22 protein-coding genes are annotated in these 23,819 nt (G+C 61.0%); 13 read left to right on the top strand and 9 right to left on the bottom strand.

What is annotated here, in order from left to right:
* Window positions 1–30: 30 nt before the first annotated feature.
* Window positions 31–1,059 (top strand): L-glyceraldehyde 3-phosphate reductase, encoded by a 1,029-nt coding sequence (gene mgrA / locus PXH66_RS06735; protein ID WP_330929007.1) that lies wholly within the window; start codon window positions 31–33, stop codon window positions 1,057–1,059.
* A gap of 70 nt (window positions 1,060–1,129) precedes the next feature.
* On the opposite strand, the gene PXH66_RS06730 is transcribed toward mgrA, so the two are convergent.
* Window positions 1,130–1,492: a cupin domain-containing protein gene (locus tag PXH66_RS06730; protein WP_330929008.1), complete on the bottom strand. Its 363-nt coding sequence runs from the start codon at window positions 1,490–1,492 to the stop codon at window positions 1,130–1,132.
* A 187-nt stretch (window positions 1,493–1,679) separates the two neighbouring features.
* On the opposite strand from PXH66_RS06730, the gene PXH66_RS06725 reads away from it, so the two are divergent.
* Window positions 1,680–1,868, top strand: a complete 189-nt coding sequence (locus PXH66_RS06725; protein ID WP_330929009.1) for a hypothetical protein — start codon at window positions 1,680–1,682, stop codon at window positions 1,866–1,868.
* A 23-nt stretch (window positions 1,869–1,891) separates the two neighbouring features.
* On the opposite strand, the gene PXH66_RS06720 is transcribed toward PXH66_RS06725, so the two are convergent.
* The 3 genes from PXH66_RS06720 to mddA all read right to left on the bottom strand — a co-directional run bounded on the left by PXH66_RS06720 (window position 1,892) and on the right by mddA (window position 5,518).
* Window positions 1,892–3,538 (bottom strand): peptide ABC transporter substrate-binding protein, encoded by a 1,647-nt coding sequence (locus PXH66_RS06720; protein ID WP_330929010.1) that lies wholly within the window; start codon window positions 3,536–3,538, stop codon window positions 1,892–1,894.
* Between the two features lie 134 nt (window positions 3,539–3,672).
* Window positions 3,673–4,644, bottom strand: a complete 972-nt coding sequence (locus PXH66_RS06715; RefSeq protein ID WP_330929011.1) for an alpha/beta hydrolase — start codon at window positions 4,642–4,644, stop codon at window positions 3,673–3,675.
* An 82-nt stretch (window positions 4,645–4,726) separates the two neighbouring features.
* Window positions 4,727–5,518, bottom strand: a complete 792-nt coding sequence (gene mddA / locus PXH66_RS06710) for a methanethiol S-methyltransferase (RefSeq protein WP_330929012.1) — start codon at window positions 5,516–5,518, stop codon at window positions 4,727–4,729.
* Window positions 5,519–5,898: 380 nt separating this feature from the next.
* On the opposite strand from mddA, the gene PXH66_RS06705 reads away from it, so the two are divergent.
* Window positions 5,899–7,449, top strand: a complete 1,551-nt coding sequence (locus tag PXH66_RS06705; protein ID WP_330929014.1) for a winged helix-turn-helix domain-containing protein — start codon at window positions 5,899–5,901, stop codon at window positions 7,447–7,449.
* A gap of 90 nt (window positions 7,450–7,539) precedes the next feature.
* Here PXH66_RS06705 and PXH66_RS06700 read toward each other — a convergent pair whose 3' ends face one another.
* Window positions 7,540–9,336 carry a right-handed parallel beta-helix repeat-containing protein gene (locus PXH66_RS06700; RefSeq protein WP_330929015.1) on the bottom strand — a complete coding sequence of 599 codons (1,797 nt, stop codon included), beginning with the start codon at window positions 9,334–9,336 and terminating at the stop codon, window positions 7,540–7,542.
* A gap of 129 nt (window positions 9,337–9,465) precedes the next feature.
* Here PXH66_RS06700 and PXH66_RS06695 point away from each other — a divergent pair, with 129 nt between their 5' ends.
* The 8 genes from PXH66_RS06695 to PXH66_RS06660 all read left to right on the top strand — a co-directional run bounded on the left by PXH66_RS06695 (window position 9,466) and on the right by PXH66_RS06660 (window position 17,329).
* Window positions 9,466–9,957, top strand: coding sequence for an RDD family protein (locus PXH66_RS06695; protein ID WP_330929016.1), 492 nt, complete (start codon window positions 9,466–9,468; stop codon window positions 9,955–9,957).
* 149 nt (window positions 9,958–10,106) lie between these two features.
* Window positions 10,107–10,682, top strand: a complete 576-nt coding sequence (locus PXH66_RS06690; RefSeq protein WP_330929017.1) for a sigma-70 family RNA polymerase sigma factor — start codon at window positions 10,107–10,109, stop codon at window positions 10,680–10,682.
* Between the two features lie 268 nt (window positions 10,683–10,950).
* Window positions 10,951–13,752 carry a serine/threonine-protein kinase gene (locus PXH66_RS06685; protein ID WP_330929018.1) on the top strand — a complete coding sequence of 934 codons (2,802 nt, stop codon included), beginning with the start codon at window positions 10,951–10,953 and terminating at the stop codon, window positions 13,750–13,752.
* Window positions 13,753–13,763: 11 nt separating this feature from the next.
* Window positions 13,764–14,276: a hypothetical protein gene (locus PXH66_RS06680; protein WP_330929019.1), complete on the top strand. Its 513-nt coding sequence runs from the start codon at window positions 13,764–13,766 to the stop codon at window positions 14,274–14,276.
* Window positions 14,277–14,359: 83 nt separating this feature from the next.
* Window positions 14,360–14,842: a hypothetical protein gene (locus PXH66_RS06675; protein ID WP_330929020.1), complete on the top strand. Its 483-nt coding sequence runs from the start codon at window positions 14,360–14,362 to the stop codon at window positions 14,840–14,842.
* 49 nt (window positions 14,843–14,891) lie between these two features.
* Complete coding sequence (locus tag PXH66_RS06670) at window positions 14,892–15,692, top strand: glycine-rich protein (protein WP_330929021.1); 801 nt, start codon at window positions 14,892–14,894, stop codon at window positions 15,690–15,692.
* Window positions 15,693–15,803: 111 nt separating this feature from the next.
* Entirely contained in the window at window positions 15,804–16,946 is a 1,143-nt protein-coding gene (locus PXH66_RS06665) for a hybrid sensor histidine kinase/response regulator (RefSeq protein ID WP_330929022.1), read from the top strand.
* Window positions 16,943–17,329, top strand: a complete 387-nt coding sequence (locus PXH66_RS06660) for a response regulator transcription factor (RefSeq protein ID WP_330929023.1) — start codon at window positions 16,943–16,945, stop codon at window positions 17,327–17,329. Before PXH66_RS06665 ends, PXH66_RS06660 begins: the two co-directional genes overlap by 4 nt.
* Here PXH66_RS06660 and PXH66_RS06655 read toward each other — a convergent pair.
* From PXH66_RS06655 to PXH66_RS06645, 3 genes are all read right to left on the bottom strand, one after another.
* On the bottom strand, window positions 17,316–19,262 hold the full coding sequence (locus PXH66_RS06655) for a YjhG/YagF family D-xylonate dehydratase (protein WP_330929024.1): 1,947 nt from the start codon (window positions 19,260–19,262) through the stop codon (window positions 17,316–17,318). The genes PXH66_RS06660 and PXH66_RS06655 overlap by 14 nt on opposite strands.
* A gap of 16 nt (window positions 19,263–19,278) precedes the next feature.
* Entirely contained in the window at window positions 19,279–20,118 is an 840-nt protein-coding gene (locus PXH66_RS06650; protein ID WP_330929025.1) for a fumarylacetoacetate hydrolase family protein, read from the bottom strand.
* Window positions 20,119–20,227: 109 nt separating this feature from the next.
* Window positions 20,228–20,809 carry a hypothetical protein gene (locus PXH66_RS06645; protein WP_330929026.1) on the bottom strand — a complete coding sequence of 194 codons (582 nt, stop codon included), beginning with the start codon at window positions 20,807–20,809 and terminating at the stop codon, window positions 20,228–20,230.
* 116 nt (window positions 20,810–20,925) lie between these two features.
* Here PXH66_RS06645 and PXH66_RS06640 point away from each other — a divergent pair, with 116 nt between their 5' ends.
* A complete protein-coding gene (locus PXH66_RS06640) occupies window positions 20,926–22,029 on the top strand; it encodes a GDSL-type esterase/lipase family protein (protein ID WP_330932272.1) in 1,104 nt (367 codons plus the stop codon).
* A gap of 187 nt (window positions 22,030–22,216) precedes the next feature.
* A complete protein-coding gene (locus PXH66_RS06635; RefSeq protein ID WP_330929028.1) occupies window positions 22,217–22,657 on the top strand; it encodes an ExbD/TolR family protein in 441 nt (146 codons plus the stop codon).
* 16 nt (window positions 22,658–22,673) lie between these two features.
* On the opposite strand, the gene bshA is transcribed toward PXH66_RS06635, so the two are convergent.
* Entirely contained in the window at window positions 22,674–23,819 is a 1,146-nt protein-coding gene (gene bshA, locus PXH66_RS06630) for an N-acetyl-alpha-D-glucosaminyl L-malate synthase BshA (RefSeq protein WP_330929029.1), read from the bottom strand.

The following is a 23,819-nucleotide window of genomic DNA, read 5'->3' as shown; positions in this document are numbered from 1 at the left end:
TCCGCCGCTTAAATCCACCACTTTTCCGCCATGACCTACCTGCCTGCTTCGACCCGTTACGATAAGATGATCTACAACCGCTGCGGCCGCAGTGGTCTCAAACTCCCCGCGATCTCGCTCGGCTTGTGGCACAACTTTGGCGGCGTCACTTCGTTCGAGAACGCCCGGGCCATGTGCCAGCGCGCCTTCGATCTCGGCATCACTCACTTCGACCTGGCCAACAACTACGGCCCACCCGCCGGTTCCGCCGAAGAAAATTTTGGACAAATCCTCGCCACCGACTTCGCCGACCTTCGCGATGAACTCATCATCTCCACCAAGGCCGGCTACCACATGTGGGACGGTCCCTACGGCGAATGGGGCAGCAAAAAATACCTGACTGCCAGCCTCGACCAATCACTGCAGCGCATGGGTCTCGACTACGTCGACATTTTCTATTCGCACCGCTTCGATCCCGAGACGCCCCTCGAGGAAACCATGGGCGCACTTTCGCAGGCGCTCAATTCCGGCAAAGCACTCTACGTCGGCGTGTCTTCCTACAGCGCCGAACGCACGACCGAAGCCGCGGCCCTTTTGCGCGAGTTCGGCGACCGTTGTCTCATCCATCAACCCAGTTATTCCATGCTCAATCGCTGGGTCGAAACCGAGGGCCTGCTCCGCACGCTAGAGGACGAAGGCATTGGCTGCATCGCCTTCTCGCCGCTCGCCCAGGGCATGCTCTCCAACAAATACCTGAATGGTAATCCGCCCGACAGTCGCGTGACCGCCAACAGCTCGCTCAGCGCCGATTTCCTGAGTGAGGAAAATCTCGCCAACATCAAAGCGCTCCATGCCATCGCGACCGCGCGCGGACAATCGCTGGCACAGATGGCAATCGCCTGGGTCTTGCGTAATCCGCAGGTCACCAGCGCGCTCATCGGTGCGAGCAAAGTCTCCCAAATCGAAGACTGCGTCGGTGCCCTGGCCAACCTCGACTTCACTACCGAGGAGCTCACGGCCATCGATCAACACGCCCGCGACGGCGACCTCAATCTCTGGAAAACCTCCAGCGACAACTGAGGTCGCTCAAAATCGCGGTTTCGCTTCCCGATCGCGTGGCGCTACGAGAGGGACGCGAGCGGGCCGCCGCTCAGAGTTTCACGTCGTCGGGCGCGGTGAATATCTCGTCCTCCACATTGCCCGTGTTGCGCGTGGCGGCGGGTTCGAAGATGAGAACTTCGGCCTCGGACTCGGCCTTGGTGCGGTGCTCGATTCCTTTGGGCACCACGCACATTTCCCCCGCCTTCAGCGCGACGACTCGATCTCGAAACTCCACGGTCATTGCGCCGCGCCATACCAGAAAAAGTTCATCCTCCCGATCATGATGATGCCATGGAAACGTGCCCTCGAACTTGACCAACTTCACGGCCTGACCATTGAGCTCGGCCACGACTTTGGGACGCCAGTGCTCGTTGATCAGCTGAAATTTTTCCGTCAGGGAAATGGCCTTCATTACAGGATTAATTACGAAAAGGGTATGAAGTTTACTGCAGAGGCCAGTCCGGCAGCACATCGAAGAGAAACGTAGAATCAAACGTTCCGCGTTGGCGAGGCTAAGTCTGAAGTATCCCGTTTCGCCGTGCTCGGTTTGAATCGACTTGAGCTCAGATCGGCCCCATTTATCGCTTGAGAACCCCGCCGTGATTGTTGGCTTCATCAATTTCATCAAAGCGCTCTTCCACCTCCGGAGCTTCACCAAAGTGAAACCCGACGGAATACAACGGGCGCTGCACGACGCCTACGTGCAAAGTGATGAGGCCAAAGCTCGCGCGAAGCTGGCCGCGTTAACCACCGCCACCGCGCGGGCGGCACGACAGGACGGGCGCTGATTTGGCGAGGCTTGCCCGTGTCGCTACTCGTGTAGCGATACCGCCGTCCAGTCGATGACCTGCAGGGTGTTGCCCCGCCAACCTTGAACCGAAGGATGCAGGAGGAAGTTGCGCACGCTGTGGTAGACCGGCGCATACGGAACTTCTTCGCCGATGATGCGTTCGCACATGATGATGGCATCGCGACGAGCTTCGTCGGTGGTCGCCTGCTCAATGGCGGCGAACGCGGCGTCGTAATCCGCATTGCTCCAATTGGCATCGTTGTTGGGATCGCCGGTCACGCCGAGCGCGAGCATTTCGGAAGGGTCGTTCACCGTCATGTTCCAACCGTCGGTGGTGAGCGCAAACGAACGGTTGCGCAACACATCGAGCCACACCTTGAACTCGGTCGGCACCATCTGCACCTCCACGCCCAGCGTTTGCCTCCACATTTCCTGCAAGGCCTGGGCATAGATGAGTTTGTCTTCGTCGCGGCTGCTGAGCGTGAATTCCTGCCGCGGAAATCCGGCTCCGCCGGGATAACCGGCCTCGGCCAAAAGACGCCGGGCGGTCGCGGGATCATAACGCGAAAACGGCGGCAGTTCGTATCCGCCAGAGCCAGACCGCACGTAGGTTGACGCGACATCACCCTGCCCTTTGAGCACGGTGGCCAGCAGCTGATCGCGGTCGATCGCCAGTGAAAAAGCCTGGCGCACGCGGGCGTCGTCGAACGGCGCTCTTGTCGTCATGAACGAAATAAAGTTGGTCTGCAGCAACGGCATCGCGTGCAGCTCCGGAGCCTGTCGCTCCATGTAGGCAGCCACCTTGCTGGACGGCAGTGAGAACGTGACATGAAGCTGGCCCGACCGAAACGCTCGCTCTTCCGTGCCGGGGTCTTCGATGGGATGGAAATGAACTTCGTTGAGCTTCACGGCCGGCGCGTTCCAGTAGTGCGGATTCTTCGCGACCGCGACCACCACGTTGGGCTTCCACTCCGTGAGCGCGAAGGGGCCGTTCGAGATGAGGTTGCCGGGTTTGGTCCACGCGCCGCCACGTCGGTTCCAACCGTCGAAGCGTTCGACGCTCGATCGATGCAGTGGCACGAAATGTTTGTCCGCCAACACGCTGAGAAAATACGGCGCCCGAAACCGCAGGCGAATCTCCAGCGTGCTCGCATCGGTCGCCTCCACGCCTACCAATCCAAAATCGGTGATGCGGCCTTCGACGAAGTCCCGTGCCCCCACGATCGGATACGTGAAGTTCACCGCTTCACATCCGAGTTGGGGATTCATGAAGCGCTCAAACGAAGCGACAAAATCGGGAGCTGTAATCAGATCTCCGTTCGACCACGCGGCATCGGCCCGGAGATGGAACGTATAGCGCAATCCATCGGGAGAAATCTCCCATCGTTCGGCCACGCCGGGGCGAATGGTCGCGCCATCATTCGCGAGTCGCACGAGGCCTTCGAAAAGGGCTTCGTGAATGAAACTCACGACCAGACTATTGTTGGTCTGGGGATCGAGATCGGGTGGCTCGGCCCGATTGCCAATATGCAGGGTCTGGGTGCGAATCCCCGCTTCCACGGCCGTCTCACGTTTGCCGCAACCGACCGCGATCAACACTACCACCAGCAGCGCCAGACCAGACCAAAACCGACGGTGAACATGAATGGGGGTAATGTCAGTCGGCATCCGTGAAATTGAGACGAAACTAGAATCACGCCGAAACGTGAATCGCGCCGGCTAACAATTTCGGAAGTTTATCCCTTCTAATAACTTTTGCGAGCCCTCACTTGCTGACCGGCCGCGGCCTGCGCTGCGACCCGTCAGCGGAAGTGGGCTTGGAGGAAATCCACCTGCGCCTGGCTGGCTTCGTCAAAAAGCGCGCTGGGGTAGTGCAGGAGTCCGAAGTGACCGCCATCGATCTGGAGCAACTGCTTCGTCGACGGTGCCAACTCATAAACGCGCCGCGCGACGTCGGAACGCACGTAGGGCATCTCATCCTCATACGCGACGATCATGAGCAGAGGCGCTCTAATGTGCCGGACACACAACCCCGGATCAAACGCCACCGGAACCTGCGGCGTCACGTGCGTCACCCAATTCTCCCAACCGGTGTCGAACCGACCGCCGTATTCGATGAACCACCGAAAGGCGGTGTCGGGTTGCATGATCGCGGGGTGAATGGCGGGTGCAAACGACACGACCGGCAAGGGTCCACGCGTGTTTTCCGGCGTGGCCTCGATGTTGCCGTGAAGAAACGTTTCCCGGATGGAGGCGAACTCTTCTCCGGTCGGATCCGCGCGCGGCATTTCATCTCCGCAGCCCGGGATCTGGGCGATGATGCCCGCGACCCGATGGTCAATCGCGGCGACGACGATCACCTCCGCGCCACTCATGCTGTCGCCCCAAATCACGATGCGGTCGGGATCGATTTCCGGTCGCGTGCGGATGAAGTCGATCGCATCGCGGTAGCCGCGCGCCTGCGTCCAGACGTTGATTTGCTGGCGCGGTTCACCGCCACTGATGCCAAAATTGCGATGGTCGTAAAGCAGGACGGCAAACCCCGCCCGGTGAATTTGCTCCGCGTAGCGATCGGCCACCATGCCGTTGATCGTCGCGGAATAACCGTGAGCCATGACGACGATCGGCCACGGGCCCGGCCGGTCATCCGGCGTATAGAATCGCCCGCGTAAGGTGGCGTTCTCAGACGGAAACTCGACCACGTGAAAGGAAGCCCGGTTGTCCGGTGAGTCGGCGACCCTACCATCGGCCAGAGAGACAAGGCAAGTGGGCATGAGCAGGATGAACAGAGGAGTGCGGAGGAGGTGCATGGAGACAGTGCGAGATAGGTTGAAGACTTGGTCCCGACGCTCGGCATCAGGCCACTTGGCCGGCATCACGTCGCACCTTGTTCGAGCGGTTGGTGCCGCCGGGAATCAACATCGGCGTGCGTTTGCGATACTCGGCGTAATCTTGCCCGAGGGCGTCCACGAGACCGCGCTCCTCCAGCTGGATCCCCACGAGGATGTAGGCCGTGGTCATCAGCGCGAAGAAGAGATGGGCCACGGTCATCGTCGGCGTGCACCAAAACGCGAACAACAGGCCCACATACATCGGGTGCCGCACAAACCGGTAAGGCCCCGGCGTCATGAACTGCAGGGGCACATAGGAACGATCGCGCAGGAAAAACCACGCCTGACGCAAGCCGAACAAATCGAAGTGATTGATCAGAAACGTTGCGCCTACCACCAGCACCCAACCGAACGCAAACCCACCGTGCAGCACGCCGGTCGCGACCGAATTCTGAATATCCCAAATCACGCCGCCCATCGGCCGCCACTGCCAAAAGAGCAGAATAAGCGCGAGCGACGACATCAACACGTAGGTGCTGCGCTCGGCGGGCTCGGGCACGAAACGCGTGAGCCAGCGCTTGAAGAAGGGTCGCGCCATCACGCTGTGTTGCACGGCAAACACGCTAAGCAGCAGGGCGTTGATGATCAGAGCAAAGCCGAGAGAATCCGTCGGGGTGGAGTCGATGGACTTCGGCACGACAAAGTTGCCGATGAAGCCCGCGGCGTAGGCGAGTGAACCGAGACAAAACGCATAGGAGACGAGGCTGTAGAGTGCCACCGTCAAACGAAGTAGCAGAGAGGATGAGTTGGTTTTCATAAACGGTAAGGAATGGAATGGGGGGGATGGAAAAATGAAACGGGACGGGAACGCATTCAGCGGTGATGGGAAGAGGCCATGCTGGTTGCGGAAGAAAATTCGCCGCCTGATTGCGGCGGATCACCGCCGGTCGAACCAGCGGTGATCAGGGCCAAAATAATGAGGGAAACCACGACGGCCCAGGGCGGCGGTGTCGCAGGGAGTTCGACGGCATGGAAGGAATCAGAAAACACAGGAGTAGTGGATTGGAGGCAGGTGATGTGGGGTGAAGTGAACGGCCAGATCCTACCTTAACCCTCCGCGCAAAGTCCTTTTCGCGACCTGATCTTTTCCTTACCGTTTGCGCACGGACTGAAAGCCCAGTGCCTCCCGCCTCCCCCATGGTCCACCGTTTTGCCAACTTAGAAATTGATGTCGCCGCTCGCGAACTTCGAGCGGGCGGACGCGTGCTCGACGTGCAACCGCGGGTGTTCGATCTGCTCGTTTATCTCGCGAGGCACCATGAGCGAGTGGTGCCCAAGGACGAACTTCTCGACGCCGTGTGGCCGGGGGTGATCGTGGCCGATGGATCACTGCAACGTGCAGTCAGTATCGCGCGCAGCGCGCTCGCCCAGGCAGGGTTGAAAAACGCCATTCGCACCTTTTCCCGCACCGGCTATCGCCTGTGTGCCGAAGCCACGGCACAGCCCGATGACGTGCCGCCGACGACGGCGCCCCCTTCCTCCGCTCGAAAACTACTCGCCCATGCGCGGAAAATCATGGCGGATCGGAATCCATCCCGGGAGACCCTGGAGACAGCCACGCAATTGATCGACCAAGCCAAGGCACTCGACTCGACGGACGCCGATGCGTGGGCGTTGGGATCGCAAGCGGATTGTTGGCACATCTTCTACACCTTCGATGTTTCGGAATCGCGGCGGGAACAGGCTCGTCGTGGCGCCTTGCGCGCCCTCGCGCTCGATCCGCGTTCCGGCGAAGCGCGTCTCGCTCAAGCGGGGGTGCTGATCAACGTCGTGGCGCAACCCGCCGCCCGTGCCGAAGCCGAGACGATGCTACGTGAACTGATTGCAGAAAATCCCCCCGAATCCCGAGCTCTGGAACTACTCGCCAACGTATTACGCGACGACGGCCGCGACGACGAAGCCGCCCCGTTTTTCATGCGAGCCCAAGCGTTCAATGCCGCGGGTTGGGCTTTCACGACGGCGAGCCGGTTCGACGAAGCCATTGACGTTGCTGACCGGATCGTGGCCGCAGACCCATCGACCGCTAATTTAAACCTCAAAGCCATCATCGAAACCTGGGGCCACGAAAACCTCGATGCGGCACGCGTGACGATGGGGCGACTTCCGGCCTCGGCGCTCCTCGATGACTATTCGGCGTCGGTGGCCGCATTCATCCATCTTTACCGCGGCGAACCGGAACGAGTATTGGAGACGCTCCATGCGATTCCGCGCGATTGGCTCGCAACTCGTCACTACGCCGGGCCCAAAGGCTGGTTCACGGGTCACGCTCATCACTTGGCTGGTCGCACCTTCGCCGCTCAAGCGGAATGGCGCAGTGGCCTCGCCAGTGTTGAACAACGGCTCGCAAGTCAGGGTAACGCGCTTCCCCTCCTTCGTTGGCAGGGTTTGATGCTCGCGTTGATCGGTGAGAAGCAGGAAGCGGGACGCCTGTTCGATTTGACTCAGGAACTGGCAGGACGCGGGCCCATTGTTTTCGATCAATACCAGGCCGAGGCCGCCCTGCTGATCGGCCGACAGGACACCATAGAAGCATGGCTCAAAGAAACGCTCACGCCCTCGGGCGCGCAGCCCTGGTTCATGCATGCAGTCATACGCTTCGACCCCGCATTCGCGCCGCTCCGCAGTATCCCGCTTTGCGCGTCACTTCTGCGCGACACCTTGCCGGCCGGGGCGACGCCACTCGCCTAATCCCCCACCCGCCGCCGCGAGCGCCCCCCCAAAAAAAGCCGACCCGGTGAAAGGTCGGCTTTGTCTTAATAATTCAACTACGCGCGAACATTACCACGTGCCGTAGGCACCGGGGGCACCACCCGCCGCAGGATCGAGACCGATGAGTTCGGCGACGTCGCCCGGGATGGTCCCGGCGGCGGTGGCGGCAGGGAACGCGGGAGAGAGGTCGTAACGCTGCAGCTGCATGCTGCGGAAAATCGGACCGTCGTAGTCGGAAAGCTCAACGCCGTTCGGGTCCACGGTCTCAACAACATCCTGCAAGTCGCCGAGCGTCGCGTAGGTGGCCTGACCGGATTCGGTCGCGACCGGCGACCACGTGATCAATTCGGTGGGACCGGCAGACGTGCGCACGTAAGCGTTGTGGTCGAACGTGGCCGTTTGGTTTTTCAACCGGTCGACCAACTCGGCTTCTTGCGTGACGCTGACCATATTGTGCGCCTCGAGCAGTCCGCCGTCGGAGAAGAACAGGTTGTTGCGGGCGACATGGCCGAAACGCTCATCGACGTCTGGGCCGCTGGCGGGATGCCAGTCGAAGTGGTCGCCCTGCGCGCTGCGCGGGGTGCGCGTGATGCGCATGATCGAGTTCACGTAGGTGTTGTTGTAGAACTTCGCGCCGGAGCTATTGAGCACCCAGGAGCCACTGTTGACGAAGACGTTGCCGGCGACGGTAACGCCCTTCGAAATCTCGAAGAAGAAGCCGTTGTAGCTGTCCTGAATCCAGTTGTTGATGAACACGCCATCGATGTTGCCCACGTCATACCAGATGCCGTTGGAACCGGGGTTGTCGTAGAGAAGATTGTCCCGCACGACGACGCGTCGCGTTTGGTTGAAGATCTTCACGGCCGCCGGGAAATACCCCTCGATGCCCTCGACGTTGTTGCGGCGGAAGATGTTCTTTTCGAGCAACGTGTCGTTGGACGCCAAAATGAAGATGCCCTCCGTGCTGGTATCGCTGATGAGGTTGTGACGGAAGACCATGTTGTCGCCGCGGAAGTAACCGGCAACCCGCGAACAGTGCGTGATGGTGCAATGCTCCAACGTGGTGCCGACGATGTCTTTGCCGTGCTCGGATTCCGCGGAAATTTTCTCTGGGTCGTAACCCTCGATCTCGATCGCCCGGTAAGCGTATTGCGTCATGGTCAGGCCACGAAATATCGGACCGACGCCGTCATTGGATTTGCCGTGCACCTCCTTGGTGGTGCGGGTGAACGCGTTGTCGAAGGTCGTGATCTCCACAAGGTGTTCGGCGGGATCCACATCGATGTAGATATTGCCGTGTTCGTAATCGACGGAGAAAGAACCGGGCTCGACATCGCCCTCCCACCCCACGGTTTTGAGCGCCTTGCCGTCGACGAAAACCATGTCGTTATTGAACAGCCACAGGGGCGTCTTGTTGCCGCTGCTCTCCCGGCGCCACCACGGTTGTGGCGGCAGGTAGAACAATGTGTCCCATTTGATCCGATACAGACCGTTGCGCTGCTTGTAGGCCGCCTCCGGCGTCACGACTTTGGTGCCTTTGAGGATGGGTTGCTCATCAGCGTAAGGTTGGAGCGTGATCCCCTGGTTGAATACGAGATTGCCGGTGCGATAGGTGCCGCCGCGCAGCACAATGGCATCGCCGGTCACCACGCGTTCGATGGCAGTTTCGATTGTGGTGGGTGCGCTGAGCTTGGTCCCGGCGGCGGCGGCGTCTCCCTCGGGCGACACATAGTAAATCGTGCCTTCGACCTGAGGCAGCGCGTAAGTCTGCTGGATCGGACCATAAGGTCCACCGGACGGCGCGGCGGATGAAATCAGGGGCAGTGCGAGTAGCACGGCATACACGAACAAGGGAAATCGTCTCATAATAAGGGGTCGGTTACAGGGAACAGAAACGCTACGCCAGGCATGGAGCACGCGCAATCAAGTCGGACCCGCAAACAATAGAGCAATCGTTGACCCGGCGCTCGCCCGCGGTTCGGATGCGGGCGTTCCATGACCGTCTCCTCCTCGACTCAAGCCACCGCCGTGCAGCGGGTGTTGGCCGCCACCATTAATCTACTGATCGTTATCGGGCTCGGGTTTGCCGCCGAACTGATTGTCTACAACGCCCCGGACAGCCCCACCCGCACGTTCCTCGCCGCCAAGGCGGCGTTTGGGCTGGTGGTCCTGTTCTGGCTGGGCTGCGCGCAGATGCGCACCAGCCCGGGACTCGCACTCATGAAACTGCGCGTGGTCCCGACCGATGCTCCGCGCGGACGCATGGCACTCATGACCGCCATTGTGCGGCCGATGCCGTTTTTACTTTTCGGCCTGGTGATGGCGTTTCCGGTCGGGCTGATTCCGCGCTCGCTCGCGTCCGTGCAATTTTTGCTCGTGCTCGGTTTCGCCCTGTTTCTCGCCGCCAACGCGTCGCCAATTTGGTCCGGCCCGGAACGACGCAGCCTCATGGACAAATGGCTCAACACCACCGTGGTGCGCAAATAACCCGCCCCACGGACCGTATTGCCGCCGGGCTTACGAACTGTTTGCCACCATGGGGTGAACACATCGCTTCGCATAAGTTGACTACAGCCATCGCGGCACGTCCTCTGCTTGATTGAGTTTTCGCCCTGTTCTGCTCCCAATCTGAAACCATGAAGTCCGACGAGTTCACCGTGATACTGGAGCGGATTGATCAAGGGGATCCCCAAGCGGCCGAGCAGCTGCTCCCGCTGGTCTACGGAGAATTGCGTCAATTGGCAGCCTCCAAGCTGTCCCGGGAATTCGACTACCAAACGCTGCAGCCCACCGCCTTGGTGCACGAAGCGTGGCTCCGGCTCGGGGGCGACGATCAACAACCGTGGGCCAACCGTGCACATTTTTTTGCGGCGGCGGCCGAGAGCATGCGCCGGATTCTGATCGATAACGCCCGCCGCAAGCGGGCTCAGCGCCACGGCGGGCAGTATCAAAAAGTGCCAGTCGATGCCACCGCGCTCGACATCCCGGCACACTGTCAGGACGACGAGGAATTGATCCTGTTGAGCGATGCGCTCGATGCTCTCGTGGTCCACGATCCGCGCAAAGCCGAACTGGTGAAACACAAGTATTTTGTCGGACTCTCGCTGGAAGAATCCGCCGACGCCATCGGGATCTCCGTGAGCACCGCCAAACGCGACTGGGCGTATGCCCGGGCCTGGCTGTTCCGGGAAATCAAGCGGATGCGCGCCTAGGTCGGCCCCCCCCGCCCGGAACCGACCGGCGAAAAAGAAAAAACTTTCAGACCGTGTGAGCCATTTGGGCCGGTAAATTACGCACTAGGGGAAAGGCCCTCTCATGCCCCCCCGCATTCACCTTCCCCTCTTTGCATCAATTTCGCGGTTTCGGCCGGAAATACGTCGCGCACGGTCGGCCCAACCCGTTACCGGCATAGGGACTGCATTGCCGCGATTCGCCCGCCGAATCACTCACCCCCATTCCCCGCAGCGTTCCCGTCTGTTCATGACTCGCGACGACGAGATATTCGCTTTGGCGCTCGATGCGCCCCCCTCCCAACGCTCCGCCCTCCTCGACCGTATCGGCCAGGAGGATACGGCCCGGCGCGAGCGCATTGAGTCGCTGCTGGCTGCCTTCGATCAAGCCGGGGACTTTCTGGAAGATCCCGTGATGGATCCGCTCACCCCGTTCCCCGAAGAAAAACCGGGGGACACCATCGACCGCTACACCCTGATCAAGCAAATCGGCGAAGGTGGATGCGGCACGGTCCACCTGGCCGAGCAGCGGGAACCCGTTCGCCGCAAGGTCGCGCTTAAAGTGATCAAACTGGGCATGGACACCCACGCCGTCATCACCCGATTCGAGGGTGAACGCCAGGCTCTCGCGATGATGGACCATCCCGATATCGCCCGCGTGTTCGATGCGGGGGCGACGGAAACCGGGCGACCGTATTTTGTGATGGAGTATGTGGACGGGGAGCCGATCACGAAGTTCTGCGACCGCCATCAACTTTCGATCGCTCAGCGTCTGGAACTCTTTGCCCGCGTCTGCCTGGCACTGCAGCACGCCCACCAAAAGGGCATCATTCACCGCGACATCAAACCGTCCAACATCCTGGTGGCCCGCCATGACGGCGTGCCCTCTCCCAAGGTCATCGACTTCGGTATCGCCAAAGCGACCCAGGAACGTCTCACCGACCAAACATTGGTCACCCATGTGGGTCACTTCATCGGGACCCCCGCCTACATGAGCCCCGAGCAGGCTGATCAACGCGACATCGACATCGATACCCGCAGCGACGTCTACGCCCTCGGCGTGCTGCTCTATGAACTGCTGGGGGGCGGGCTGCCCTTCAACCCCAAAGCACTGGCCCAATCCGGCGTGGATGAGATCCGTCGCACGATCCGCGAGATCGAGCCCTCACGCCCTTCCCAACGTTTTTCCAAACTGACCGAAGACGATCGCGTCTCGATTGCACGGCAACGTGGAATCGCTCCCCCGCAACTCTCCTCCGTGCTACAGGGAGATCTGGACTGGATCGTGATGCGCTGCCTCGAAAAGGACCGCGACCGCCGTTACGGCACCGCGCAAGAGTTGGCCGATGACGTGCGCCGTCATCTTCGCCACGAGCCGGTCGAAGCCCGCCCGCCCAGCACTGCCTACCGGGTGGAACGTTTCGTCGCCCGTCATCGCCTCGCCTGTGCCAGCGCGCTCGTCGTGGCCCTGACTCTCATTCTCGGCACCATCGTGAGTGTGCGACAGGCCGTCCGGGCCACACGTGCGGAACGCGTGGCCAACGTCGAACGCGATGCGGCCAATATCGCTCGCACCGATGCCCAACGCCGCCAGGAACAGGCCGAGGACCTGCTCACTTTCATGCTCGGTGACTTCCGCACCGAGTTGCAAAAAATCGGCCGCCTCCAGTTGTTGGATACAGTTGGGGAAAAGGCCATGACCTACTTTGCCGAACTGCCTCCCCGCGACCTCACCGACACCGCCCTCGCCCGCCAGGCCAAAGCACTCACCCAAATCGGCGAAGTCCGTCTCGATGAAGCGAAATACGACGAAGCTTCCCATGCTTTTACGACCGCCTACGACCGCGCCGCCACTTTGGCGGCCCGTCACCCGGGAGATGGCGACATATTGTTTGAGCGGGCACAGGCGGAATACTGGATCGGATTCGTGGCGCGTCGCCGGGCTGACTTCCCTGCCGCACGCGAGTGGCTGCTGCGTTACCGGGACTCCGCGTTTGAACTCGTGAGCATCGAAGGGAATACCCCGCGCGCCCTGCTCGAAGTCGTCTACGGCCTGCGTAACCTCGCGGTCTTGGATCGTGACAACGGAGATTTGGAAAGTGCTCGCGAGGGATTTCGAGCCGAACGAACCGCGCTCGATAGCATGCTTGCGACGACTCCCGACGACTTACAGCTCCGGCATCGCCTCGTGGCCAACGCCGGCGATCTGGGTTTGACCGCCGAATGGAATGGCGACTACCCCGCAGCCCTTGAGCACTTTTTCGAAATGTCCGCGCACGTGGAGAAACTCCTCGCTCAGGAACCTGAGGTCGCGGTTTGGCAGGTTAAACTCGCCGAATGCTCGATGTTCATCGGCAGAATCCAAGTCTTGATGGGACAACCAATCGCCGCGTCGCGCGCCTTCGACCATGCGAAACAAATCATCGATCGGCTCGCCGCCCAAGACCCATCGAACCGCCACTGGCAGGAAGACATTCAATACATCCAACTCGAACAAGTGACCCGGCTGCTGGCAGTCGGTGACGGAGAGACAGCCCGCCCCATTCTGGTCGCAACGCTCGCACAACTCGACGCTCTCGTGAAGGAGGAGCCATCGTCGTCCACTCTAACGGCAGGTTTGGCGACGGCCTGGCGGTTGGAGTCCCGCCTTCGCGGGATGGGCCGAAGTTCAGGCGCGGACGAAGCGATAGCGCGCGCCATCGAATGGGGTGAGCCTCTCATCGAAGCGGGCCGGGCGAACAATCGCACCAAGGGAGAATTCGCGCGGTCCTTGATCCTCGCCGGGCGAATCGCATCGGCGCGGGGCCAAATCAGGGAAGCGCACACCCAGTGGATCCGCGCCCTCGATGTCTTGAAACCGCAACTGTCCGGATCGAATGACTGGCGGCTACTCGATCCGGCCGCGCAAGCCTTGGTGCTCCTCGGGAGAACTGAGGAAGCACGCCCCTTCACCGACCGTCTGCAACGCTTCGGTTACCACGCTCTCGATCCTTCCGCCGCCGCCACGCTCAACGCCGCTTCCTCATCCGTTCGCTCACCCTCAACTCACTAATCCCTACCCATATGGCCACTGTAACCGCATCGTTTAAACTTAAGATTAAGAAAGATGGATTCAAACCCATCAGCGACAACACCGGCTGCGATTTCACGATCAACGCGGGTTCGAATAACCCGCACTACGTCACGCTGAGTGGCGATGGTTGCGATTCCTTCATCACCATCAAAGTATACAAAATTCCCTCAGGCGACTCACTTCAGTTTGTCTTCAAATTAGAAGATCCGAACTACACGGTCGTGGGCGTCTACTTCAACCCGCTGTTCGAAACGGCCAAAAATCCGAACTCCACCGATAGATCACATCCCGTGGGTCACCCGGCCCTGCTGGGAACGATGAGTTTTCCGGTGATCAAGACGGCTCCGCTCGGTCTCGTCGGCAAAGTCTCGAAAGGGAGTAAGCTGACGATAAAATTAACTGATCTGATTGCGGGTTATTTTTTCGCGATCGTCGTTCAATCCCTGCCGTCAATGGAGCTCGGTTTGCTCGACCCCGGGATTGACCCCCGAATTCAAGACTGAGGCCCCGTTCACTGCGAACAATCCGCCTCCCACGATTCCCTCCTGCCCCACTCAACATTCCTCTCACGACCCATTCCCTTACCATGCCTACATCTCAAATTGCGGACCCAACCATCGCGCTCACCATCATCGGACCACCCACCACACCTGGAGGGGAAATCGTCTACGGGATGCAGGCGTGGGCCAGTGCGTCCGATGCCGGAATTTTCCCCGGTAGTTACAATTCCCCGTGCACCCTCTACTACACCGATACGCCCACCTTGATTTTCAAGCTGACGGATCGTAACAACATCATAATCGGTTTCTGCCCGTGCACCGAGGGTGCCCCCTCGTTGACTGTTAAAATCAAACGCTCCCGCTATAGCGCAAAGAATCCGGCGGTGGTCAGTGAGTTGTTTGTGTCGGGACTGGCCGCCGGGTATTCCTACGCGATCCTGATTCAGGATATCAGTTCTCCGATCGGCATGGTGCAATTCTCGGTGCTACCGACTTCGGATTGGAATGGTTCATTTCCTCCCTTTTCAGAGGACCCTGCCGGACCCGCGCCTCGCGCTGAAAACACCTGAGGCGGCCGCCTAGTCCCGGGGAATCAATCGGCTCTCGCCTCGACCATAAATGAAATCCGGTTCCGTTTTGTTTCACCCCACCGGCACCGTGCAGATTCACTGTATCCAGGATTCGGGCACCTATAAAATCGAGGCCGCCGGAGCCCAGGGCGGGGACGGTTCCTCCGCCGGAGGCAAAGGTGCCCGCGTGGGCGGCATGTTCTATCTGAAAAAAGGAGAGTTGCTGAAAATTGTCGCCGGTCGAAGGGGCACGCCGAGCAACTCCGCCGCCTCGACCGGCGGTGGCCGCGGCGGGTCATCGATGGTCTGGACCGGATCCTCCGAGTTGCCTCGTCCGATCAAGCTCATGATCTCCGCCCGCGGCGGCGGTCCGGCCGAGACGATTGACCGGGATGATGCCGCCTCCGCCAACCCACCAACGGAAAACCCAACGGAGGTTCCGGGCCCACCTTCCCGCGCGCCATTTTCCGGTAACGTGGAAATCGACCCCACCCTGGCCGATGATCTCTTCACCCTTTGGACGACGGGCAAGGGAGCGAAAAGTCTCCAGTCATCCACCGGGAACCAAAAGGGTTCCGATCGCGCCGGCTACAATGGTGGGTCGTTTCGAAGCAGTGCCTTGGAGGCGCATGAGGGCGATGGCTACGTCTCCGTCACCGCCATTAGCGTGATGGGCTCCGGGGCGCCGCGCACCAGCTCTCATTTATCGCCATCCACCGGCGACGCAGTCGCGGAATCCGCGGTCGGCGAGGCGGACGCTCCTTCCCAAACCCGGCTACCCGAGGTCAAACCACGCCCGAGTTCCTGGTTGAATTTGCTCCGCAATCGTCGCCCTCCGAACCAGTCATGAACCTCGAACGCATGCCACCACGTTGTCAGCCGCATGGCTCGTTCCGGCAACGACCCGATGCTCGTTGCCTTGCGTCCCCGAAGATCGATCGCCTTATTCCCGCCGTAGCCGATGGACTCGCCCACCCAGACTCCCGCCGAAGAAATGCCCCAAAACCGGGTTTTGCTGGTGTTGAGCGAAGCTGCGGATCGCGATTCAATTACGGAAATTCTGCTACCCGAATCCTTCTCGCTCGAACACGCTAGTTCCCCTGCGGAAGCTCAGGCAATCCACCCCCATTTCCAACCGGATTTGGTGATCCTGGACCTGCCGAACGACGCAACCTCCATCACCGATTTTCTCGGCGAACTCGGAAGCGATTCACTCACCAAGCGCGCCACGGTAATTGTCGTGCTCGCCGTCGACCAGGCCGCACCTGCTCTGGTCATCGGGGAAGCGGAAATCGTCGATTTTATGCGCCGACCGTTTCGGACGACGGAGGTATTGGCCCGCGTCCGAAACCAGATCGCGCACCGTCGACTGCAGCTGCAGCACACGGCTCTCATCAGCCAACGCGACACGACGTTGGTGGCCCGCGACCGGTTCATGGGCATGGCGGCGCACGACCTGCGCAACCCGCTCGCCTCAATTCGCGGACTCTCGGAGCTGCTGCGCGACGGTGCCGTGGGTTCCCTGACATCTGACCAGCGAGAGTTGGTCGAGTCGATTAACGAAGCCAGTGAATCGATGCACGCCCTCCTCAATGAAATGCTGGACTTCGCGACGATCGAAGCGGGCAAATTCAAGTTCGAACCTGCACCGCACGACTTGGTGAATCTAATCGATCGTTCCCTTCATCCCGCCAACATTGAAGCAGCCAAAAAATCCACCCGACTCCTCTTCTTGGCGCCTAAGCATCCTCCGCTCGCGTTGATCGACGCCGCCAAGATCCGACAGGTGCTCGAAAATCTACTGAGCAATGCCGTGAAATATTCTCCTCCGGGATCAACCATCACGGTGGAATTCCACGCCAAAGCTCACCACTGCGGTTTTGCCATCAAGGATCAGGGGCCCGGCATTCCCGCCGGCGAACACGAGCAACTCTTCCGCGATTTTGGACGCCTCTCGGTGAGGCCCACCGGCGGTGAGTCCAGCACCGGTTTGGGGTTGGCCATCTGCCAACGCATCGTCAATGCGCACGGGGGCACGATCGAGGCGGAAAACCTGGCCCAGGGTGGATGCGAGTTTCGCGTCACGCTGCCGCTCGCACCATGAACTTTCCCGCCACCGTGATGATCGTGGATGACGAAGCCCACGTGCGCACCCATGTTTCACTGCTGCTGAAGCAAATCGGGGTAGCGAAAATCGTGGCCGTTCCCTGCGGCGAGGAAGCCGTTGCCATCTATCCTAACGTGGACCCGGATCTCGTGTTGCTCGATGTTTTCATGCCCGGAATGGATGGCCTCGAAACCCTGCGCCAGTTGAAGCAAATCGATCCCACCTGCGTGGTGGTGATGCTCACGACCAACGTGGTGCGCCATCGGGTTGAGAAGGCGTTGGACCTCGGCGCGACCTATTACATCTCCAAGGATCTTTCGTCCCAGCGCATTCTGGAGGAGTTGACCGAAACCATCGAGGATACGTTCAACTTGGAATAGGTCCCTCAGCGGCGCGACCTTTGGCCATGAGATCTACGATCGCATCAACATCGTAGACGCAACCGCCCCAACTGCCGCCGGAAGCGCTCTGCAACGCCGCCCATAATCGCGTGTCGTCGGGCACGCGCGGATCGGGTTGTAAATCGGGATTGAGCGAACGGGCTTCCAGTGACTCCGTCGTCTCGCCCACCACATCCACGGTGCCTTCCAATGTGCGCGTGTCGATGTGCAGACGAAGCGTATCACCGTCACGCACTTTGCCGATCGGGCCGCCCGACCAAGCTTCCGGACTGACGTGACCGATGCACGCACCGGTGGAAACGCCGGAGAAACGGCCATCGGTCACGAGGGCGATCTGATCGCCTCCCTTCACGTGTTTGAGCGCCGAGGTGACTTGATAAGTCTCCGGCATGCCCGAACCCGGACCGATGCCGATCAAGACCATGATATCTCCCGCCTGCACCGCTCCGGCTTTGATGGCGTCGATGGCGGCGGTTTCACTGGGAAACACCCGGGCAGGTCCTGCGTGATGATAAATTCCGTTGGCGTCCAAGCGCGTGGGCGAGATCGCCGTGCTCTTTACCAGCGCCCCTTGGGGCGAGAGATTGCCGCCGAGGAAGGTGACGGTGCTGGTGAGTCCGCTGGCTTTGGCGCGATCGGCTGACATGATGACGGTGTCCGGATCGATGCCGTCGAACTCGCGTAGTTTTTCGCGCAGGCGCGCCCGGCGTTCGCTCTTTTCCCACCACGCCAGATTGTCGCCGAGGGTGCGGCCCGTGACGGTCATGGCGTCGAGCTTGAGCAGGTTGAGGTCGCGCAGATGCAGCATCATCTCGGGCACGCCGCCGGCCAGAAACACCTGCACCGTGGCGAAATGCTTGGGGCCATTGGGCAGCGCATCGACGAGACGCGGCACGGTGCGATTGATCCGCGACCAATCGGCGGCCGTCGGGCGAGCCAACCCGATGGCGTGGGCAATGGCGGGCACGTGCAGCACGAGGTTGGTGGAGCCACCCACCGCAGCGTGACACACCATGGCGTTGTGCAGTGAATCCGCCGAAAGAATATCGCGCGTGGTTTGGCCGGTCTGCTCCAGGCCCATGAGGGCAAGAGCCGAACGCTTGGCCATATCGCGCCAAATCTGAGCCCCGGACGGGCTGAGCGCCGCGTGTGGCAGCGCCATGCCCAACGCTTCGGCCACCACCTGTGTCGTGGCCGCGGTGCCCATGAACTGACAACCACCGCCCGGAGAACCGCAGGCGCGGCATCCCATTTCGGCGGCGTGATCGAGGGTAATCTCGTCGCGCGCAAAACGAGCCGCGAGGGTTTGCACCTTGGCAGTATCCTCGGCTTCCTCGGCCAGCAAGGTCACTCCGCCCGGGACCAGCACGGTCGGCAGATCAGGCGTCCCGGCGAGCGCCATGAGCATGGCCGGCAATCCCTTGTCGCAGGTCGCCACCCCGAGCACGCCACTGCGCGTGGGGAGCGAACGTATCAAACGTCTGAATACCACGGCGGCGTCATTGCGATACGCCAGACTGTCGAGCATGCCGGCGGTGCCGTTGGTGCGGCCGTCGCAGGGATCGCTCACGTAGGCGGCGAAGGGAATCGCACCGTGCCCGCTGATGACCTTGGCCGCCTCCTCCATGAGCAGACCGACCTCCCAGTGACCGGTGTGGTAACCGAGCGCGATGGGCGAACCGTCGGGGGCACGCAGACCGCCCTGGGTGCTGAGGATCAGAAACTGTTTACCGCGCAGCTTGGCCGGGTCCCAGCCCATCCCGGCGTTTTGCGTCCAACCGAACAGTTCGCCACTCGACATGGCGCGCAGTTGGTCGGCCCCGAGCGGGAGTCGTCCGGTGGGACCGGGTGCGGTGGTGCGCAGGCGATAAATCGTCTCGTCACCCGATTCGAAAATAGGGTCGGCGCTCATGACTGCCGGGAGCGCATCATTGAATGATGATGTTGGAGAGCGTGCCCACGGGTTCGATCGTGATGCGCACCTCGTCGGCGGGCAGCAGCGTGAAGTCGTCGTCGGGCACGACGCCGGTGCCGGTCATGAGAAACGCGCCGGCGGGAAACTCGTTGTCACGATACAACCACTCGGCCAGCGACAGCAGCGGACGCTTGATCTGATCGATCTTGGTATCGCCGGAAAACACGGTTTCACCGGCACGGATAATCTCGATGGCGATAACGGTATCGGGGCTCGGCAGTTCGTCGGTCACCACGAGACATGGTCCCAGAGCGGCGCTCAGCGCGTAACTTTTCGCCTGAGGCAGATAAAGCGGGTTTTCGCCCTCGATGTCGCGGGAGCTCATATCATTGCCCACGGTGAAACCGAAAACCTTACCCGCGGCATTGATCGCCAACGTGAGTTCGGGTTCGGGCACATTCCAAGCCGAGTCCTTACGGATACGCACGGCACCGCCGGGAGCAGCCACGCGATGGGGTGTCGCCTTCATGAACAACTCGGGCCGCGGCGCATCGTAAACGCGGTCGTAGAAATCGCCGCCGCCGGCATCCTTGGATTCCTCCATGCGGGCCGTGCGACTGCGGAAATAGGTGACGCCCGCCGCCCAGACTTCCTGGTGCTCGATCAAGGGCGTCGGCTCCCCGGGTCCTTCCACCGGCGTGCCGGCGGCAAATGCCGCGGTCGTCGTCGCGAGTGGATCTGAAGCAGTGAACAGCGCATCAAAGCCGAACGATGCGGCCGCTTTTACGTGCGAACCATCGTGTTCGATAGTGATGAAGCCGGCCGAGGGGTAGAGACGATAAATCGAAGCCATACGCGAAGCAGGGAAACCTATCCATTTACGCAATACACCCTAAAACGTCCGACGATTTGCGCTATGTTTTGAACATTTGGATCATCCCCCGGGCTCACTCGGATGCGTTTCACTCGGTCACCGTGAAGGGAAAGTAGTCATGGTAGGACACGATCTTGAAATCGGCGGTGTCCTTCACGTAGAGCCGAACATCGTAGTTTCCCGGTGTTAACTTGATTCCCAAGGTCGCTTCGTAGCGGCCCGCCGCATCGGTCTCGATGAAAGCAAAATCGTAGTAACGCTCGGCTTCGAGACCGGGAACCGGCGTCGGCAAGAATTCGTTGCCGGCCAGCTCTGGATTGCCGTTGAGGGTCAGAATATAGCGTTGATTTGGTGCCAGATCGTGCAGTGAGAGGTGGCAGAAAAAACCACCCGGAAACATCTCCCGATAAGCCAGCGCGCCTCCCGTGTTCGCGCTCACTGTTTTGCCCCAGGCGGGTGGGTTGGTCATCGGAATCCGGCTCGGCCAAGGTTTGGGCTCCGCGACTGCATTTTTGAATGCGGCCCAAAACTTTTGTTTGGGGTCGGTGCCCAGGTCGGGTGCGGTGGCTCCGATCACGTAAGCTTCACTGCGCGCATAGATCGCCACATCGTGCGCGCCGATGGTGAGCGTGGTGGCAGCGAAGCACAGGGTAAGCAGCAGGCGTTTCATGGAACACGAAGCTAAGACCGAGACGCGAGGTTGCACCCTGAATTCGGTGATGGGTCCGTCGAACGTTGAGCTCGGGAGAAGTCGCTCCGGGCGTCCGGGCGCGTCAATCACACGGTATGCCCCTTGTTTCGCTCCGCCGCCTCAGCGTGATCATCCTGCTCGCAATGTCTTCCGCCCTCTGGAGTTGGGCGGCCGAACGGGTAAAACCCACGGATCCGCGCATCGCCATCATCGGACGCACGGCCGTCAATGACACGGGAGTGGTGATGGCCTACCCCGCCATCACCCTGCGATTTCGCTATCGGGGCGCGGCGCCCACGGTGCATCTCAATTCCAGTAACGCCGACAATTCCTTCAACCTGTCCTGCAATGGTTGGCAACCCGTGACACTGCGATTGCACGACGGCGCCAACACGATCGCCCTACCGACGGGAGACGCGCCCGCCGAGGGTTGGATTATTGAGCTCGTGCGTCGCAACGAAGCCTGGATGGGCGTCAGCACGTTCACCGGCCTGACGATTCCCGACGGTGGCGAACTCCTGCCCGCCCCCGTCCTGCCGGAACGCAAACTTCTCCTGATCGGAGACTCCGCGGCTTGCGGCGAATTCATCGAGCGCTTTCCTCCGGAGGACATCAGCGAACATCCGCGGGCAATCAATGCCGGGCGCTCCTTCGGCGTGTTGCTGGGCAAGGCGCTCGATGCGCAGGTCCATGTCGTCGCCTACGGTGGTCGCGGGGTGGTGATGGATTGGGCGGGTCGCACGGCGACGAACAACGCTCCGCAGTTCTTCCCCCTCGCCCTGCCCGATGATCCCGCCGCACGCTGGGATCACGATCGCTACCAACCGGATGTGATTCTCCTGCATCTCGGTCTCGCCGACTTCCTGACGGACCCCATTCCCGATGCCGACTACGTGGCAGCCTACGACGCCTTCCTCGACGACGTGCGCACGGCGCACCCGACCGCAGCGATTGTATTGACCGAGGCATCCGGGCTCAGCGACGACCCGGCCACCGTGCGCGGGGCGAGGCGAATTCGTTTGCGCGACTGCCTCGACACCCTCGTCACCCGGCGTCACCAGAAAGGGGATACTCGAGTGTCACTGGCGCCCTTGGGCTTCTATCCCGGCACGGCGAGTGACCCGCACCCGGTCGCGTTCCAGCACGAACAAATGGCCCTCGAGCTGGAGCCATCCATCCGGCGCGCGGCGGGCTGGTGAGGCGCCCCGCACGGGCATTACAACCTTGCCGCTCCCGGTGGGCATGACCACACTGGCAGCACAGTTCCGGGCGTCGTCCCCATCCGTGCGACGTGACCGCATACCCCTCCGGTTTCGCGACCCATAATTGCGAGCGACCTTTGTTCCTTCGGCAGTGTTATCCCCTTAACCTCAATCTGCTTTCGTCATGCATGGAACTCCCCTACCCGACCTCGATGCGGCCCCGGAAAAACGGGCACGGATCGAGATCATTCCGTTGATCGATGTGATCTTCTTTTTGTTAGCGACCTTCGTGCTCTTCACCCTGTCCCTCGATCGCACCGGTGTCATTCCACTCATTTTGCCCAAAGTCGAGGTCACCCCGCCGCCGGTGTTTGTCCCGCCGGTCGAACCCGTGATGATCCAAGTCTCAGACCAAAGAAACTACTACTGGGACCAGGAACAAATTTCGTTCGAACTCGTGCGCAACCGCCTCGCCGACTACGCGACCAAGGCGGAGGCCAAGGTGATGCTCACGTCGGACGATCGTGCCAACTACGGCGACACCATTCGTTTGCTCGATGCCGTGCGTGCCGCGGGCATCACGGAAGTTTCGATCGAAACCCGCTTTCGCCCCACCGGGCGCTAGGCTGAACCGCCGGGCTCTATCGGCGCGGTCGCACGCGCCGGTAGAGTGCCTCGTATTGAGGCACGATACGCGCGGTGGAAAACATGGCGCGCGCCCGGGCCTGGGCGGCCCGTCCGAGGTTGGCACGCAGGTCATCATCGCGGAGCAGACGGTCCAGCGCCGCCGCCACCGCATCACTGTTGGCGGCCGGCACGAGCAAGGCGGATTTTTCGTTTTCCACGACTTCCGGAATTCCACCCACGCTCGTGGCCACACTGGGACACGCAAAGTTGGCGGCCTCCAGTAGACTGAGGCAAAAGCTCTCTGAATCCGACGTGAACAATCCCACATCGGCGGCCTGCAAATAGTCTTCCACCACGGCCACGTGCTCCCGCACGATCACCGTGTTTTCGAGCCCCAATTTCTTCACCAGACTTTGATAGGGCGTGAAGGAACCGCCGGCGACCATTACGACTTTGAAGCGGTCGCGATCCGGCACCTTGGCGAGGGCATTGAGCAGCACATCGATGCGTTTGACCGGACGCATATTGGAGAGATGTAGCACCAGCTTTTGATCCGGTCGCACCCCGAGTTCCTGCCGCGCGGCGTCTCGCGTGCGCACCGCCGGTCGGGGATCGAAGAAATTGTGAATCACGTCGATCTCGCGCTCCACTCCGATGAGGCGATGGGTTTCGCTGCGCAGGAAGTCGGACACCGCCGTCACCGCGTCGGAGGCTTCCAATGCATAGCGAATTGCGGGCGCGTAGCCGGGATCGCGACCGAGCAAGGTGGTATCGGTGCCGTGCAGCGTGGTGACGACCGCCGGTCGGCGCGTCTCCGGCAACATGGCTCGCGCCAGCGTGGCGGCGGTGGCGTGCGGCACCGCGTAGTGCGCATGCAGGATGTCGAGTCCGTAGGTGTCGGCAACTTCCGCCAGCTTGACCGACAGCGGCAGCGTGTAGTCCGGGTATTTGAACAGCTCGTAGTTGCTGATCTCCACCGGATGAAAATACACACGCTCCTGCCCTGGTTGCAGGCGGAACGGTCGTTCGTAGCTCACGAAATGGACTTCGTGACCGCGGGCCGCCAATTCGTCGCCGAGGCCCGACGCCAAAATGCCGCTGCCGCCCACGGAGGGGTAACAAACGATGCCTACCCGCATGGGATCTCCAGTCGTGGTCAT

It is taken from the genome of Synoicihabitans lomoniglobus (assembly GCF_029023725.1).
Taxonomy (GTDB): Bacteria; Verrucomicrobiota; Verrucomicrobiia; order Opitutales; family Opitutaceae; genus Actomonas; species Actomonas lomonigloba.
The sequence above is the reverse complement of the archived record's forward strand: the minus strand, read 5'-3'. Positions and strand labels throughout refer to the sequence as shown.

Excerpts from the sequence above, each read along its gene's own strand:
- PXH66_RS06690 (WP_330929017.1), top strand. The coding sequence starts at position 10,107 with ATGAAGTCCGACGAGTTCACCGTGATACTGGAGCGGATTGATCAAGGG.
- PXH66_RS06670 (WP_330929021.1), top strand. The coding sequence starts at position 14,892 with ATGAAATCCGGTTCCGTTTTGTTTCACCCCACCGGCACCGTGCAGATT.
- PXH66_RS06730 (WP_330929008.1), bottom strand. The coding sequence starts at position 1,492 with ATGAAGGCCATTTCCCTGACGGAAAAATTTCAGCTGATCAACGAGCAC.
- PXH66_RS06680 (WP_330929019.1), top strand. The coding sequence starts at position 13,764 with ATGGCCACTGTAACCGCATCGTTTAAACTTAAGATTAAGAAAGATGGA.
- PXH66_RS06650 (WP_330929025.1), bottom strand. The coding sequence starts at position 20,118 with ATGGCTTCGATTTATCGTCTCTACCCCTCGGCCGGCTTCATCACTATC.
- PXH66_RS06695 (WP_330929016.1), top strand. The coding sequence starts at position 9,466 with ATGACCGTCTCCTCCTCGACTCAAGCCACCGCCGTGCAGCGGGTGTTG.
- mgrA (WP_330929007.1), top strand. The coding sequence starts at position 31 with ATGACCTACCTGCCTGCTTCGACCCGTTACGATAAGATGATCTACAAC.
- PXH66_RS06715 (WP_330929011.1), bottom strand. The coding sequence starts at position 4,644 with ATGCCCACTTGCCTTGTCTCTCTGGCCGATGGTAGGGTCGCCGACTCA.
- PXH66_RS06720 (WP_330929010.1), bottom strand. The coding sequence starts at position 3,538 with ATGCCGACTGACATTACCCCCATTCATGTTCACCGTCGGTTTTGGTCT.
- PXH66_RS06705 (WP_330929014.1), top strand. The coding sequence starts at position 5,899 with ATGGTCCACCGTTTTGCCAACTTAGAAATTGATGTCGCCGCTCGCGAA.
- PXH66_RS06675 (WP_330929020.1), top strand. The coding sequence starts at position 14,360 with ATGCCTACATCTCAAATTGCGGACCCAACCATCGCGCTCACCATCATC.
- PXH66_RS06645 (WP_330929026.1), bottom strand. The coding sequence starts at position 20,809 with ATGAAACGCCTGCTGCTTACCCTGTGCTTCGCTGCCACCACGCTCACC.
- PXH66_RS06635 (WP_330929028.1), top strand. The coding sequence starts at position 22,217 with ATGCATGGAACTCCCCTACCCGACCTCGATGCGGCCCCGGAAAAACGG.
- PXH66_RS06700 (WP_330929015.1), bottom strand. The coding sequence starts at position 9,336 with ATGAGACGATTTCCCTTGTTCGTGTATGCCGTGCTACTCGCACTGCCC.
- bshA (WP_330929029.1), bottom strand. The coding sequence starts at position 23,819 with ATGACCACGACTGGAGATCCCATGCGGGTAGGCATCGTTTGTTACCCC.
- PXH66_RS06660 (WP_330929023.1), top strand. The coding sequence starts at position 16,943 with ATGAACTTTCCCGCCACCGTGATGATCGTGGATGACGAAGCCCACGTG.
- mddA (WP_330929012.1), bottom strand. The coding sequence starts at position 5,518 with ATGAAAACCAACTCATCCTCTCTGCTACTTCGTTTGACGGTGGCACTC.
- PXH66_RS06685 (WP_330929018.1), top strand. The coding sequence starts at position 10,951 with ATGACTCGCGACGACGAGATATTCGCTTTGGCGCTCGATGCGCCCCCC.
- PXH66_RS06655 (WP_330929024.1), bottom strand. The coding sequence starts at position 19,262 with ATGAGCGCCGACCCTATTTTCGAATCGGGTGACGAGACGATTTATCGC.
- PXH66_RS06640 (WP_330932272.1), top strand. The coding sequence starts at position 20,926 with ATGCCCCTTGTTTCGCTCCGCCGCCTCAGCGTGATCATCCTGCTCGCA.
- PXH66_RS06665 (WP_330929022.1), top strand. The coding sequence starts at position 15,804 with ATGGACTCGCCCACCCAGACTCCCGCCGAAGAAATGCCCCAAAACCGG.